Source organism: Pengzhenrongella sicca (assembly GCF_017569225.1).
GTDB classification, from domain to species: domain Bacteria; phylum Actinomycetota; class Actinomycetes; order Actinomycetales; family Cellulomonadaceae; genus Pengzhenrongella; species Pengzhenrongella sicca.
Genome location: NZ_CP071868.1, coordinates 467905 through 482050 on the forward strand (window position 1 = coordinate 467905; position 14146 = coordinate 482050).

The 14146-nt window shown below is 69.2% G+C and carries 15 protein-coding genes; 10 read left to right on the top strand and 5 right to left on the bottom strand.

Going from position 1 to position 14146, the window contains the following annotated elements; all coding sequences use genetic code 11:
* Nucleotides 1-31: 31 nt before the first annotated feature.
* From J4E96_RS02120 to flgN, 4 genes are read right to left on the bottom strand one after another with little or no spacing between them, the layout of a single operon-like run.
* Nucleotides 32-418, bottom strand: coding sequence for a flagellar assembly protein FliW (locus J4E96_RS02120; RefSeq protein ID WP_227424156.1), 387 nt, complete (start codon nt 416-418; stop codon nt 32-34).
* A complete protein-coding gene (flgL, locus tag J4E96_RS02125) occupies nt 415-1317 on the bottom strand; it encodes a flagellar hook-associated protein FlgL (protein ID WP_227424157.1) in 903 nt (300 codons plus the stop codon). Before flgL ends, J4E96_RS02120 begins: the two co-directional genes overlap by 4 nt.
* A 10-nt stretch (nt 1318-1327) precedes the next feature.
* Nucleotides 1328-2728, bottom strand: coding sequence for a flagellar hook-associated protein FlgK (gene flgK / locus J4E96_RS02130; RefSeq protein ID WP_227424158.1), 1401 nt, complete (start codon nt 2726-2728; stop codon nt 1328-1330).
* A gap of 13 nt (nt 2729-2741) precedes the next feature.
* The gene (gene flgN / locus J4E96_RS02135) at nt 2742-3224 is read right to left on the bottom strand and encodes a flagellar export chaperone FlgN (RefSeq protein ID WP_227424159.1); all 483 of its coding nucleotides are present in this window, start codon (nt 3222-3224) and stop codon (nt 2742-2744) included.
* Between the two features lie 322 nt (nt 3225-3546).
* Between flgN and J4E96_RS02140 the strand changes: the two genes are divergently transcribed.
* From J4E96_RS02140 to J4E96_RS02175, 8 genes are all read left to right on the top strand, one after another.
* Nucleotides 3547-4443 (top strand): sigma-70 family RNA polymerase sigma factor, encoded by an 897-nt coding sequence (locus tag J4E96_RS02140; protein WP_227424160.1) that lies wholly within the window; start codon nt 3547-3549, stop codon nt 4441-4443.
* Nucleotides 4444-4565: 122 nt separating this feature from the next.
* Nucleotides 4566-5462 carry a flagellin N-terminal helical domain-containing protein gene (locus J4E96_RS02145; RefSeq protein ID WP_227424161.1) on the top strand — a complete coding sequence of 299 codons (897 nt, stop codon included), beginning with the start codon at nt 4566-4568 and terminating at the stop codon, nt 5460-5462.
* 184 nt (nt 5463-5646) lie between these two features.
* Nucleotides 5647-6531 carry a flagellin N-terminal helical domain-containing protein gene (locus J4E96_RS02150; protein WP_227424162.1) on the top strand — a complete coding sequence of 295 codons (885 nt, stop codon included), beginning with the start codon at nt 5647-5649 and terminating at the stop codon, nt 6529-6531.
* Nucleotides 6532-6715: 184 nt separating this feature from the next.
* Nucleotides 6716-7585, top strand: a complete 870-nt coding sequence (locus J4E96_RS02155) for a flagellin N-terminal helical domain-containing protein (protein WP_227424163.1) — start codon at nt 6716-6718, stop codon at nt 7583-7585.
* A 143-nt stretch (nt 7586-7728) separates the two neighbouring features.
* Nucleotides 7729-9117 carry a flagellar filament capping protein FliD gene (gene fliD / locus J4E96_RS02160; RefSeq protein WP_227424164.1) on the top strand — a complete coding sequence of 463 codons (1389 nt, stop codon included), beginning with the start codon at nt 7729-7731 and terminating at the stop codon, nt 9115-9117.
* 31 nt (nt 9118-9148) lie between these two features.
* A complete protein-coding gene (locus J4E96_RS02165; protein ID WP_227424165.1) occupies nt 9149-9610 on the top strand; it encodes a flagellar export chaperone FliS in 462 nt (153 codons plus the stop codon).
* Nucleotides 9607-9948 carry a hypothetical protein gene (locus J4E96_RS02170; RefSeq protein ID WP_227424166.1) on the top strand — a complete coding sequence of 114 codons (342 nt, stop codon included), beginning with the start codon at nt 9607-9609 and terminating at the stop codon, nt 9946-9948. The genes J4E96_RS02165 and J4E96_RS02170 overlap by 4 nt, the downstream gene beginning before the upstream one ends.
* Before the next feature lie 110 nt (nt 9949-10058).
* Nucleotides 10059-11126 (top strand): glycosyltransferase, encoded by a 1068-nt coding sequence (locus J4E96_RS02175; protein ID WP_227424167.1) that lies wholly within the window; start codon nt 10059-10061, stop codon nt 11124-11126.
* A 20-nt stretch (nt 11127-11146) separates the two neighbouring features.
* On the opposite strand, the gene J4E96_RS02180 is transcribed toward J4E96_RS02175, so the two are convergent.
* The gene (locus tag J4E96_RS02180; protein WP_227424168.1) at nt 11147-11887 is read right to left on the bottom strand and encodes an acyltransferase; all 741 of its coding nucleotides are present in this window, start codon (nt 11885-11887) and stop codon (nt 11147-11149) included.
* Between J4E96_RS02180 and J4E96_RS02185 the strand changes: the two genes are divergently transcribed.
* Both J4E96_RS02185 and J4E96_RS02190 read left to right on the top strand, forming a co-directional pair.
* Nucleotides 11857-13011, top strand: a complete 1155-nt coding sequence (locus J4E96_RS02185; RefSeq protein ID WP_227424169.1) for a glycosyltransferase — start codon at nt 11857-11859, stop codon at nt 13009-13011. The genes J4E96_RS02180 and J4E96_RS02185 overlap by 31 nt on opposite strands.
* Nucleotides 13008-14117, top strand: coding sequence for a DegT/DnrJ/EryC1/StrS family aminotransferase (locus tag J4E96_RS02190; RefSeq protein WP_227424170.1), 1110 nt, complete (start codon nt 13008-13010; stop codon nt 14115-14117). The genes J4E96_RS02185 and J4E96_RS02190 overlap by 4 nt, the downstream gene beginning before the upstream one ends.
* The last annotated feature ends 29 nt before the right edge of the window (nt 14118-14146 follow it).

Here is a 14146-nt window from a genome sequence, read left to right on the forward strand (position 1 = left end):
GCGGCGGGTGGTATCGGGCGGCGGCGTCGGGTCAGCCGAGCCGGGCGCGCAGGGGCCAGTCGCCGTCGCTGAGCACGACCTGCGACGCCGCGCCCGTCGCCGGGTTGATCACCACGGGGGCGAGGAGGTTCGCCGTCGCCGGGCGGTCGTCGTCGCCCGGGTGCACGACGACGAGGAGCAGCGCCTCGTCGTCGTCGCCGAGCCCGAGGGCCTCGCGGGTCGAGGCGCCGACCCGGGGGAGGTAGTCGGCGAAGAAGACCTCCGGGCGGACGACGAAGAGGCGGACGGTCGGGTCGCTCGCGCTGCGCAGCGCGAACAGCGTGCCGTCGTCGTCGAGCCCGTCGAGGGAGTACTCGAGGTGACCCGGCAGGCCCGGCAGCGCCGTGACGGGACGGACGAGGGTCCGGGTCGCGGTCACGAGAGGTAGTCCAGGAGGGTCGGCTGCATGACGCGTGCCGTCGCCCCGAGCGCCGCCTTGTAGGCGACCTCCTGCATCTCCAGCTCGACGACGGCCGCGGCGAGGTCGACGTCCTCGATCGAGCTGAGCTGGGACGTGAGGGTCGTCTTGGTGTCGAGCGCGCGCGTCTTGGCGTCGTCGATCTGGACCTGCCGCGCGCCGACGCCGGAGAGCTGGGTGATCATCGCGTCCCGGTGATCGTCGAGTACGTCGAGGTCGCCCGACACGGACGTGCCCGCGCGGAGCTTGGCGGCGATCGTGTCGAGCGTCGCGAAGACCGAGCCCGCGCCGTCGCCGAACGCTGCGCCGCCGTCGACGTCGACCCGGATCTTGGTGTTCGCATCGACGCGGCGGTCGACCGTCCCTGCTGAGGGGCTGCCCACGTAGGTGGTGACTCCCGCGACGGAGGTCACGGTGACCGCGGACCCGGTGTCCGACGTGCCCGCGAAGACCGTCCGGCCCTGGTAGGTCGTGTTGGCGGCCGCGACCAGCGTGTCGCGCAGGCTCTCGATCTGGACGGCGAGGGCCTCGCGCGCCTCGGGGGTCAGCGAGCCGGTGTTCCCACCCTGGACCGTGAGATCGCGCGCGGCGCGGAGCGTGTTGAGCGAGTCGCTGAGGGCGTCGTTCGCGGTCGTGAGCCAGCCCGTGCCGTCGTCGATGTTCTTGGCTGCCTGCTCGTTCGCCCGCAGCGTCGCCCGCAGCGCGATCGCCGAGGCTGTGCCGGCCGGGTCGTCCGACGGCTTGGTGATCATCGTCTTGCCCGAGAGGCGGTTCTGCAGAACCGACATCTGGTTCAGGTTGGTCTGCAGGTTCGCCAGGGTGTTGCGCTGGATCGTCTGCTGGGTGACGCGGCCGATCATCGTGTTCTCCCTAGACGGCGGTGCGGTTGATGAGGGTGTCGAGCATCTCGTCGATCGCGGTGAGCACGCGCGCGGCGCCTTCGTACGCTCGCTGGTAGGCGAGCATGTTGACCGCCTCCTCGTCGACGTCGACGCTTGCGCTGGACAGCTGCAGGCCCTCGGCGGTGCTGCGCGTCGACTCGGTGATGACGGCCCGCTGGGTCGCCGAGCGGGACTTGACCCCAAGGTCGGCCACGAATGCCGTCCAGATGGAGTCCGGTCCATCGGTCTCCTTGCCGATCGCTGCCATCTCGTCGGCCCTCGAACCGTCCAGGGCGCCGCCGGTCTCGCTCGCGACGGCGATGTCCTTGACGTCGGTGATCGCCACCGTGAGGCTCTGTGCCGCGTGGGCGCCGGTCGAGGCAAAGAAGGCGCCGCCCTCGGCGCCAGCCGCGGTGTACGAGGCCTGGTGCATCTCGTTGACGCTGGTCGTGAGCTTGATCGCGAGCTCGTCGTACCGCGCGGCGGCCTCGGCGAGCAGCCCGCCGTTCTTCGTGGTCGCGTCGGCGGGGGCGAGGACGGAGATCATCCCGACGACGGAGCCGGAGTCCGCGCTGAGTGCCGCCCCCGACGCGGCCCAGGACAGGGTCACGGACGAGCCCATCGTGTAGGACGGGCTGGCCGCGATCGCCTGGGTCTTGCCGCCGCGCACGAGGGCGTTGCCGCCGACCATGACGTCGACCGTGCCGTCCGGGCGCTCAATGCCCGTGGCTCCGACGAGCGCGGAGAGCTCGGTGACGAGGACGTTGCGCTGATCGATGAGCTCGTTCGCGGACGACCCGGAGGCGATGACGCCGCGGATGCTGTCGTTCAGGTCGGCGACCGCGGTCGCGGTCGCGTTGACGTCGACGACCGCGGCGTCGAGCTCGGTGCGCGTCTGGGTCCACTGGGTGGAGACTGCGGCGAAGCCCGCGGTGATCCGGCTCGCGAGTGCGGTGCCCTTCTCGAGCAGCACGGTGCGAGCGGCGTCGGTGCCCGGGTTGAGCCCGACCGTCTCCCACCCGGCCCAGAACTCCTGCAGCGCGGCGGAGACGCCGTTGTCGCCCGGTTCGGCGACGGTGCTCTCGAGGTTGGCGTACGCGGCGGCCTTGGTCGCGGCGAACGACGCCCCGCCGGTCTCGGCCCGCAGCCGGGCGTCGAGGAAGATGTTGCCGAGGCGGTCGATGCTGGTGACCTTCGTGCCGTTGCCGGCGGCCAGGCCCGTCGAGAACAGCGACGGGACGGTCAGCGACTCGACCGACGTCAGGCTCGCGCGCTGGCGCGTGTACCCGACCGTGTTCGCGTTGGCGATGTTCTGGCCGGAGACCTCGAGCGCCTGGCGCTGGGCGATCAGGGAACTCAGGGCGGTGGACATGCCAGAGAAGGTGCTCATGAGAGGCCTCTCGCTAGAACGACTGGTCGAGGAGCATGGCGGCGGGGCTGGCAGCCGACGTCGACCCGCGCGGGTCGTACGTCTGCATCGTCTCCTGCAGCCCGAGGATGGTCTCCTGGGCGGCGCGGTGGGAGCTCGTCAGGAGTGCACGGTTGCCCTGTGCGACGTCCTGGATCTGCGACGTGAGGGACACGAACGCCTCCCGGTGGCTCATCAAGAGCTCCTTCCACGGCTCGGGCGCGGCCTCCGCCAGGGCGAGCAGGCCACTGCCGGCGGCGACGCCGTAGGCCAGCGCGGCGACGTCGGCCTCGATGGCGCGGCCGAGCTCGGCGTCGCGGATCTGGTCGAGCACCTGCTCGACCTCGCGGGTCGCGTGCCCCAGCCAGCGGGTCCGCCCGGACGAGAGCACCAGCTGCTCTTCCTCGAGCTTGAAGAGCAAGAGCTCCAGTAGCTGACGCTCGCGCCACAGCACGGCGGACAGTTCTGCCACGCCCATGCGGGATCTCCCTTAGTAGTGGTGCGACGGTTCGTGCTGTTCAGGCTTCCTATCGGACGACTGCCTGGCATTGTGACCGTTCGGTCCGCCCGAATGTCGGATTCGGCAGCGGCGTACGCCGCGCCCGCTGCAGGCAGAGGGCCGGAGGTGGCCGACGCGCCCGGCAGTGACTGTGACCTACCTCACATGTCCAGTCGCCCGTTCGGCGCAGCCCCAGGTCGCAGGCCTGCGGCGGGCTCCGGGGGCCGTCACTGTGCGCCGAGAGAATTCTCGTCGCACCAAACCGCTCAAGCGGCCCGCCCCCGGCGACGAGAACCTGTACGTGGCCAACCCTGAGATCCAGATCGACGCACTCGTGACGGCGAACCTCCCGCTGGTGGGCTACCACGTCTCCGAGCTGCTCGGCCGGGTGCCGTCGTACGTGTCGCGCGACGACCTGGCCTCGGCCGGCTCCCTCGCGCTCGTCCAAGCGGCCCAGGCCTTCGACGCCACGACGGGCGTGCCCTTCGCGCGCTACGCGGCGCTGCGGATCCGGGGCGCGCTGCTCGACGAGCTCCGGTCCATGGACTGGGTCTCGCGCGGCGCCCGGCAGCGCGCCCGTCGAGTCGCGAGCATGAGTGACGAGCTGACCTCCCGCCTCGGGCGGTCGCCGTCGCGCGAGGAGCTCGCCCACACCCTCGGCACGACGGTCGCCGATGTCGACGCCGCGCGCGGCGACGCGGACCGACGCATCCTCAGCATCGAGGCGTTCGACAGCGCCATCGCCGACACCGTCTCCGAGCCGAGCATCGGGCCGGAAGAGACCTTGCTGGTGAACGAGAAGCTGCAGCACCTGCGCGCCGCGGTGACGACGCTCCCCGAGCGGCTGCGCTACGTCGTCGAGCAGCTGTTCTTCCAGGACCGCGCGGTCGTCGACCTCGCCGAGGAGCTCGGCGTGACCCAGTCCCGCATCAGCCAGCTGCGCACCGAGGCGCTCGCGCTGATGAAGGACGGCATGAACGCGAGCCTCGAGCCCTCGCTCGTGCCGGCGGCCGACCGTCCCGATGGCGTGGCGGAGCGGCGCCGGAAGGCGTACTTCGACCTCGTCGCCCAGCAGGCGGCCTTCCTGGCGCGGGCCTCCCAGATCGCGGGCACTGGCGTCGTCGCGCTGCCGAGCCAGCGCGAGACCGACGAGGTCACGATCTTCACGCACGGCCTGGGACTCGCCACCACCGCCTGAGCAATCAGCGCTCCGCACGGGTTCGCCTGGATCTCTCATGTGGGGTGGGTGGGGTCCGATAAGCACAGTGCCAGCCCATGGATGGGCGGCGATCCTGCTGCACTCACGGAGGAGTTTTCATCATGGCGCTCTCGATCAACACGAACATGGCGGCACTGAACGCGTACCGCAACCTCAACACCACGCAGAACGACCTGAGCAAGTCGCTCGAGAAGCTGTCCTCTGGCTTCCGGATCAACCGGGCCGCGGACGACGCTGCCGGGCTGGCCATCTCCGAGGGCATGCGCTCGCAGATGGGTGGCATCACGATGGGCGTGCGCAACGCCCAGGACGGCATCTCCCTCGTCCAGACCGCTGAAGGCGCGCTGAACGAGACGACCTCGATCCTGCAGCGCATGCGCGACCTCACGGTCCAGGGTGCCAACACCGGCTCGCTGACCGACGAGGCCTCCGCGAACATCCAGGTCGAGCTCACCGACCTCACCAAAGAGATCGACTCGATCGCGATGAAGACCAAGTTCAACGGTCAGTCGCTCCTCGGCGGCGGCGCGGCGGGTGCGGCCGGCACGGCCTACACTGGCTCGTTCCAGGTCGGCGCCAACGCGGGCGACACCGTCTCGGTGACGATCGCCAGCGCCAAGGTCTCCGACCTCGGTCTGCAGTCCGTCGCGACGACCGTGGGCAGCGGCGTCGGCGGTGGCCTCGTCAGCCTCGCGGCGTCAGCGAACGCGACGTCGACCGACATCGCGCAGAACCTCACCAACATCGACGCCGCGATCTCCGAGGTGTCGACGTCGCGCGCCGCGCTCGGTGCGCAGCAGAACACGTTCGATCACACGATCAACAACGCGAACGTGGCGCTGGAGAACGTGACCGCGTCGGAGTCCCGTATCCGGGACACCGACATGGCGTCGGAGATGGTGAAGTTCACGCGCGCGCAGATCCTGTCGCAGGCCGGCACGGCCATGCTCGCGCAGGCCAAGTCGATCCCGCAGGGCGTGCTCCAGCTCCTGCAGTAACCCGCACGCGCACGACCCGTACGGCACGACTCGGCGGCGCCTGCTCGGTCCAGAACCTTGGTCGAGCGGGCGCCGCCTTTTTGTTCGCCTGGATCTCTCATGTGGGGTGGGTGGGGTCCGATAAGCACAGTGCCAGCCCATGGATGGGCGGCGATCCTGCTGCACTCACGGAGGAGTTTTCATCATGGCGCTCTCGATCAACACGAACATGGCGGCACTGAACGCGTACCGCAACCTCAACACCACGCAGAACGACCTGAGCAAGTCGCTCGAGAAGCTGTCGTCCGGCTTCCGGATCAACCGGGCCGCGGACGACGCTGCCGGGCTGGCCATCTCCGAGGGCATGCGCTCGCAGATGGGTGGCATCACGATGGGCGTGCGCAACGCCCAGGACGGCATCTCCCTCGTCCAGACCGCTGAAGGCGCGCTGAACGAGACGACCTCGATCCTGCAGCGCATGCGCGACCTCACGGTCCAGGGTGCCAACACCGGCTCGCTGACCGACGAGGCCTCCGCGAACATCCAGGTCGAGCTCACCGACCTCACCACCGAGCTCGGCAGCATTGCGGCCAAGACGAGCTTCAACGGCCAGGCGCTTCTCGACGGCTCCTACTCGGGCTCGTTCCAGGTCGGCGCCAACGCCGGTGACACCGTCACCATCGACATCGACGGCGCGGGCACCTCGGCGCTGGGCGTCGTCGCGAGCACCGGCGCCGGCGGCGCCTCTGCCGCTGTGACCTCCGGTACCGGTTCGCTCGTCTCGCTCAGCGCGTCGGCCATCACCGAGTTCGACATCGCGAACAACCTCACGAACATCGACCTCGCGATCTCCAAGGTGTCGACGTCGCGCGCCCAGCTCGGTGCGCAGCAGAACACGCTCGATCACACGATCAACAACGCGAACGTGGCGCTGGAGAACGTGACCGCGTCGGAGTCCCGTATCCGGGACACCGACATGGCGTCGGAGATGGTGAAGTTCACGCGCGCGCAGATCCTGTCGCAGGCCGGCACGGCGATGCTCGCGCAGGCCAAGTCGATCCCGCAGGGCGTGCTCCAGCTCCTGCAGTAACCCGCACGCGCACGACCCGTACGGCACGACTCGGCGGCGCCTGCTCGGTCCAGAACCTTGGTCGAGCGGGCGCCGCCTTTTTGTTCGCCTGGATCTCTCATGTGGGGTGGGTGGGGTCCGATAAGCACAGTGCCAGCCCATGGATGGGCGGCGATCCTGCTGCACTCACGGAGGAGTTTTCATCATGGCGCTCTCGATCAACACGAACATGGCGGCACTGAACGCGTACCGCAACCTCAACACCACGCAGAACGACCTGAGCAAGTCGCTCGAGAAGCTGTCCTCTGGCTTCCGGATCAACCGGGCCGCGGACGACGCTGCCGGGCTGGCCATCTCCGAGGGCATGCGCTCGCAGATGGGTGGCATCACGATGGGCGTGCGCAACGCCCAGGACGGCATCTCCCTCGTCCAGACCGCTGAAGGCGCGCTGAACGAGACGACCTCGATCCTGCAGCGCATGCGCGACCTCACGGTCCAGGGCGCCAACACCGGCTCGCTGACCAAGGAAGCCTCCGCGAACATCCAGGTCGAGCTCGACGACCTCTCGGGGGAGCTCGACAAGATCGCCGACAAGACGAACTTCAACGGCCACACCCTTCTCGACGGCTCCTACTCGGGTTCGTTCCAGGTCGGCGCCAACTCGGGCGACGCCGTCACGATCAGCATCGGGACGTCGGCGTCCAACGCCAGCGTCTCTGGCCTCGGCCTGTCGGACGCTGCGACCGGCACGTCGACTGGGCTTGTCTCGCTCTCGGCCTCGGGGATCACCGCGACCGACATCGCGAGCAACCTGACGAACATCGACTCGGCGATCAGCAACGTGTCGACGATGCGCGCCCAGCTCGGTGCGCAGCAGAACACGCTCGATCACACGATCAACAACGCGAACGTGGCGCTGGAGAACGTGACCGCGTCGGAGTCCCGCATCCGGGACACCGACATGGCGTCGGAGATGGTGAAGTTCACGCGCGCGCAGATCCTGTCGCAGGCCGGCACGGCCATGCTCGCGCAGGCCAAGTCGATCCCGCAGGGCGTGCTCCAGCTCCTGCAGTAACCCGCACGGAGGTCCCCGCCACTTCGAGGCGGTCGACCTGATCTACCGGTGGTGGGCGGACTCGGACCGTCCGCCCACCACCGGCCGCTTCACCGGCCGCCGGGACCCAGCTCTCGGCGGCACGACCTTCAGGAAGGCTTCCGATGACCTCGGCAATCGACGGGCTGATCAGCGGCCTCGACACGACCACGATCATCACGAGTCTGATGACGCTCGAGGCGCAGTCGCAGACCGGCCTCAAGGCCAAGGTCACGACGACCAACGCCTACGTCACCGCGTTGCAGTCCCTCAACGTCAAGCTCTCCTCTCTCGCGACCTCCGCGAAGACCGCCGCGACGCCGGCGTCGTGGGAGGCCGCGATCGCGAAGAGCTCCGCGGCGTCCGTCACCGCGACCACCACGGCCGGGGCCAAGGCCTCGTCACTCACCTTCTCGGTCGACGCGGTCGCAAAGGCCCAGACCTCGGTGAGCGCCGTGGCGACGGACTTTGCGGCCAGCTACGGCGGGACCCTGAGCCTGTCCGTCGGCACGACGGCCGACCCGACCGTCACCTCGATCGACCTGACGGACGTGACCGACCTCGCCGGGGTGGCCAAGGCCATCAACTCCGCGGACACGGGCGTGACCGCGACGGTCGTGAAGATCTCCGCCACCGAGTCGCGCCTGCAGCTCACGTCGGCAACGACCGGCCTCGAGAGCGGGTTCGACCTCTACGCGGGCGCCGTGACCGCGGCCGAGGTCACCGCCGGCACGGCCACGGCCGCCGAGCTCATGGGCCGCTCCGCCGGGACGCTCATCACCGGCGCGGCTGACGCAAAGATCACGCTGTGGTCCGGCACCGGAGCCGAGACCGAGGTCACGTCCGCCAGCAACACGTTCACCGGTGTGCTCACCGGCGTGGACTTCACCGTCTCGGCCGTGGCCAGCGACGTCACCCTGACCGTGGGCGGCGACGACGCCGCCCTGACCAGCCTCGCCTCTGGCCTCGTCAGCAACCTCACGACGGTCCTGTCGGAGATCGTCTCGCAGACCACGAACACGACGACGACGACCGACGGCGCGACCACCACGAAGTTCGGGGTGCTGTCGAAGGACAGCGACATCCGGGCCATGAAGCAGGCCGTGCTCAGCGCGGCGTCGAACCCGATCAACGGCATCTCGCCGTCGTCGATCGGCATCGTCCTCGGCAAGGACGGCTCGATGTCGTTCGACGCGACGAAGTTCGCAGCCGCGCTCGCCGCCGACCCCGACGGCGTTCAGGCGGTCGTGACCGGCGTTGCCGCCCGTCTGCAGACCGTCGCCGAGGGCTTCTCCAACTCCTCGACCGGCTCAGTCACGAACAAGATCACGAGCCAGAAGGGCTACGTCGACGACCTGGGCGACCAGATCCTCAGCTGGGACACCCGCCTCACCCTGCGGCGCACCGCGCTTGAGAAGCAGTACGCCGCCCTCGAGGTCGCTCTCGGCAAGCTCGGCAGCCAGTCCGACTGGCTGACGTCGCAGCTCGAGACCCTGTCCTCCAACTCGTCCTGATCCAGTACCTAGCTCCGACGGAGAGGCTTTCATGAATCTCGCGATGACCCGCAGCCGGTTCCTCGACAGCGCCGTCGCCACGGCCGGCCCGCAGCGCATCCTCACAATGCTCTACGACCGCCTGGTGCTGGACATCGCGCGGGCCGAGGCCTCGCAGCGGGCGGGAAACCGCGGCGAGGCGAGCGACCACCTCGACCACGCCCAGGACATCGTCGCGGGGCTCGCCTCGACGCTCGACGTCGACGCCTGGTCCGGCGGCAAGGGCCTGATGGACCTCTACATGTATCTCCTGCGCGAGCTCGTGGGCTGCTCCCTCGCCGGGGACGCCGACCGCACGGCCCGGTGCAACGACCTCGTCACCCCGTTGCGGGACACCTGGCACGAGGCGGCCGACGCCGTCGCAGCCGAGGCCGCACCCGCGATCCCGATCCAGCGCACCCGGACCGCCGGCTTCGGCGAGTCCGCGGTGGGCGGTGAGCTCGGCGTCGGATGAGGACGCTGCTGCGGCAGACCGGCACCGCGCCCGAGTGGACCGCGGCCTGGTCGACCGCGCTCGCCGAGCTCGAGATCGGCGTCGACGAGGCGGAGGCGCTGCTTCGGGCCGGCACTGACGACCCGCTGCCGCCCGCCCGGCCATGGCTGCCGCCGTCGCACCTCGGGGTGCTGCCCGCGCCGCTGCGGGAGCGGGCCCAGGCGCTCGTCGCGCGCCAGCTCCGCGTCGCGCAGTCGCTTGCCGAGGCGGCCGACCTGAGCCGCCGGCACCTGCGCGTGCTCGACCAGGTCCGACCCGTCGCCGAGACGACCCCGGTCTACCTCGACACCGCGGGCTGACCCGAGAGGCGCCGTCGGCCGCGCGTCGCATCCCTCAAGACGGTCCACCCGTGGCCGATGGGTCGGGCGGGCCACGTGGCGCCCGAACGCGCACTCTGAGGGGTAGTCCAGTGGAACGGTTGAAGATCTACGGGTGGGCCGCTGATCACGGCGGCTGCGGCAACTACCGGATCGGGCTGCCGATGTGGGCGCTCGAGAAGGCCGGGCACGACGCGCTCGCGTTCAGCTCCTCGGGTTTTCAGATCCCCACCGACCTCGACGTCCTCGTGGGCCAGCGCATCGCGACGCCCGATCAGGCCGCACGCTGGCACGAGCTCGCTGTCGACCCCGCCCGCTTCTTCGCGATGGTGTACGAGGTCGACGACGACGTCTGGAGCCTGCACCCGTCCAACCCCGCCTATGAGTTTTGGCAGGGCCCGGCCCGTCAGATCGCGATCGACAGCATCCGCGTGGCGGACGCCGTCTCCGTGAGCACCGACCACCTCGCCGAGGTCGTGAGCGCGTACAACTCCAACGTGGTGGTACTGCCCAACTGCGTCGACGCTGCGGTGCTGACGCAGACGCGTCCACTGACCGAGCGGCTCACCATTGGGTGGGCCGGTGGGACGAGCCACAACGACGACTTTGCGTCGGTGCAGAAAGAGCTGAAGTCCTACTTCCGGCGGAACGGCGCGGTCGAGGCTCATTTCATCGGTACCAACCACGGCCCGGACATCGGCCGCCCCGCCGCGCGCTACACCGGGTGGATGGCGAACCTCGTCGACTATCTCGGCGGGCTCGACTTCGACATTGGGATCGCTCCACTGGCGCACAACGCCTTCAACCGGAGCAAGAGCGACCTGAAGTTTCTGGAGTATGCGTCGCTCGGGATCCCGGTCGTGGCGAGTGACTTCGGACCGTACGAAGCGACCGTCGAACATGGTGTGACCGGCATGCTGGCGAGGTACCCGCACGAGTGGGCGAAACACCTCACCCAGCTCGTCAACGACGACGACCTGCGCCACGAGATCGGCTCGAACGCGCGGACGTGGGCGGCGACGCGGACCATCCAGGGGAACATCTGGCGATGGGAGGCCGCCTACAACACCATTCTTGGGCGCTCGTGGACTGAATCTGCGGTCGCACCCTCCCCCGGCACGCTGGTGCCGTCGTCAGCGGGCGCTGCCATTGAGACGTAGAGCGGCGCGTTCTCGGCAACTCAGGAAAACTCCGCAAGCCATTCCTTCACCACGGCCTCCGGGTACCCGCGGTGGAAGTGCCTGCGCCATGGGTAGGCGCTGGTGCTCAGACCGTTCTTGAGCTTGAGCGTCTCGGCACGGCAGACGAAGCGCGCCGGCGAACCGGCCACGACCGTGTCGTCAACGACGTCCTTCGACACTGAACTATGCGCGCCGATCAGGGCGCCACGGCCCACCCGGACCCCCGGCAGGATGATCGACATCGTGGCGATCGCCACGAAGTCCTCGAGCGTCACCCCGAGCTGTATGTCGCTCGGCGGGTGCGGGTCGTTCGTGAGCACGACGTACGGGAAGATCCATACGAAGTTGCCGATCTCGGAGTGCTGGCCGATGTTGACGTTGCTGTGGAACCTTGTGTAGTCGCCGATTGAGCAATGGCCTTGGATGTCGCCGAGGGTGCCGATCTGAAGATTGCGGCCCGCCTCGGTGCCCTCACGCACAGTGACGTGATGCCCGGTCACGAGTCCGGCGCCGAATGTCGATCCCGCGTAGAACACGCTGTGCGAGCGGATGTGGCTGTCCGCGCCAATAACCAGCGGCCGACTCGTGGGCGACTGCTCCGGATGCCCGATTTCGCAGTGCGAGCCGATCACGGTGCCCGAGCCGATCACGGTATCGGCGTGCACGATCGAGAACGGACCGATCTGGACGTTGTCTCCAAGCTGGGCCAGTGGCGAGACGATCGCGCTCGGATGAATCACCGTGCGAGGCTACCGCAGCGACCAGCGCCCCGATCGGTGCGCAGCGAGCGGAACCGCTAAGGGGCGAGCGCTTTCAGCCGATGCGTGAAGGAGTCGTTGTCACCAGCGAGCGTGAACGCCCGAACGTCGAAGAGGAACCCCTTGTGCTCAAGAACCCCACGGTCTCCGTCCTGGTGCCGACGTACAACGGTGCCCGGTTTCTCGGCGAGACGCTCACGAGTATCCAGACGCAGACGTATCGGAACCTGCGTGTGCTGATCCGCGACGACGGATCGTCGGATGCGACGCTTGAGATCGCGCGGGCGTTCGCGTCGGCTGACCCGCGGTTCACGCTGATCGAGGGCACCGACCGTGCGGGCGCCGCTGCCAACTGTGTCGAGCTGCTCAAGGCCGCAGACGGCGAGTACGTCCGCTTCTGCATGCAGGACGACCTGGTCGACCGGCAGGGGATCGAGAAGCTGCTCCGTCCGATGCACGCGGAGCCGGCGATCTCGCTGGCGACCTCCGTCCGGCTGCTGATCGACGAGACCGGGCGCCAGCTCCCAGGTCGCAGCTACACCGAGCCGCTCGTGGGGGCAGACGACATCCTCAGCGGCGAGGCAGTGGCTCGGCGGATGCTCCTGCTCAACCTGAACCAGATCGGTGAGCCGAGCACGGTGCTGTTCCGCAACGGCTTGGTCGACCCGGCCCGACCGTTCTCGTACGGGGCGACCGACTTCGACGCCAACGGGGATGTCGCGCTCTGGCTCACGCTGCTCGCCAAGGGACATCTCTTCTACTCAGTGAAGCCGCTCAGCTCCTTCCGGCAGCATGGCGCGCAGCGAAGCGTTGATCCGGCGGTCCTCATCGACGGCGCCCTGGAGTGGGTGGAGCTGCTCCGGGTAGGCCTGAGTACGGGCGTCCTCGAGCGTGGTGAGCAGTCTCTGTTTGCCGCCAAAAACGTGATCGCCCAGCTCTTGGCCCGCATCTCCGCCGTCGTGAGCATGGGCGACGGCGACTTCACGGCGCGGGTAGCCGACCTCGCTGCCGCGGTGACGCGCGCCTGGTCGCTCGGCGTCGACGGTTCCGCGCCAGTGCCAGCGCCGCCGTACGCGGTGGGCACGCATTCCCTGGTGGGTCGATGAGCGACAGCGACGAGGTCGCCTGGGTTCCGTTCAACGACCTGTCGCGGTCGATCGCCGGGAGCCGAGCGGAGCTCGTGGCGTCGTTCGCAGCGGTGCTCGACTCGGGGTGGCTGGTCCAGGGGCCGCAGCATGACGCGTTCGAACGCGAGCTCGCGGCGTACGTCGGGGTGACGCATGCGTTGGGCGTCGCCTGCGGTACGGACGCCCTTGAGCTGGCACTTCGTGCGGTGATGCCGGCCGGCAAGAAGACCGTGGTGACCGCGGCAAACTGCGGTGCCTACACCCTGACTGCGGCCAGACGAGCCGGGTTCGGTGTTCGATTTGGCGACATCGATCCGGTCACCCTCTGCCTGGATCCGGAGGCCGTGACCGAGGCGATCGACGACAGCGTAGGGGTCGTGGTCGTCACCCATCTGTACGGGCGGGCGGCCGACGTGAAGGCTCTCCGTCTGGTCTGCGACCCGCGCGGGATCGCCGTCGTGGAGGACTGCGCCCAGGCGCTGGGCGCCACTGGGCAGGACGGGCGGGTCGGCGCGCTCGCCACGGCCGCCGCCGTGAGCTTCTACCCGACCAAGAACCTCGGCGCGCTCGGTGACGGCGGGGCAGTCCTGACCTCCTCCGACGCCGTCGCCGTCGCGGTACGGGAGCTACGGCAGTACGGCTGGCGAGGCAAGTACACCATCGCGACCGACGGCGGGCGAAACTCGCGGCTCGACGAGGTCCAGGCAGCGATCCTGCGGAACCGGCTGCCCGGCCTGGACGCCGCGAACGCTCGTCGGCGGGCGATCATCAGCGCGTACGCCGCACGCTCCTCGGCCCGGGTGAGAGTCCTCGACGCGTCGGGGCAGGGGCACGTCGGCCATCTGGCCGTCGTGCTGTGCGAGGACCGCGACCTGCTCCGCGCGCACCTGGCGGCGCTGAGGATCCGGACCGACATCCATTTCCCGGTGCCGGACCATCGCCAGCCCGCATTCGCCCGGGAGTTCGCCGCCGTCGACCTGCCCGTGACGGAATGGGCGGCCGAGCGAATCCTGTCAGTGCCGAATTTCCCCGAGCTGACCACGACCGAGGTCGAGCGGGTCTGCGCCGCCCTCGAGTCGTTCTGATCCGAGCGCACCGACCTAGTCACAGCCAG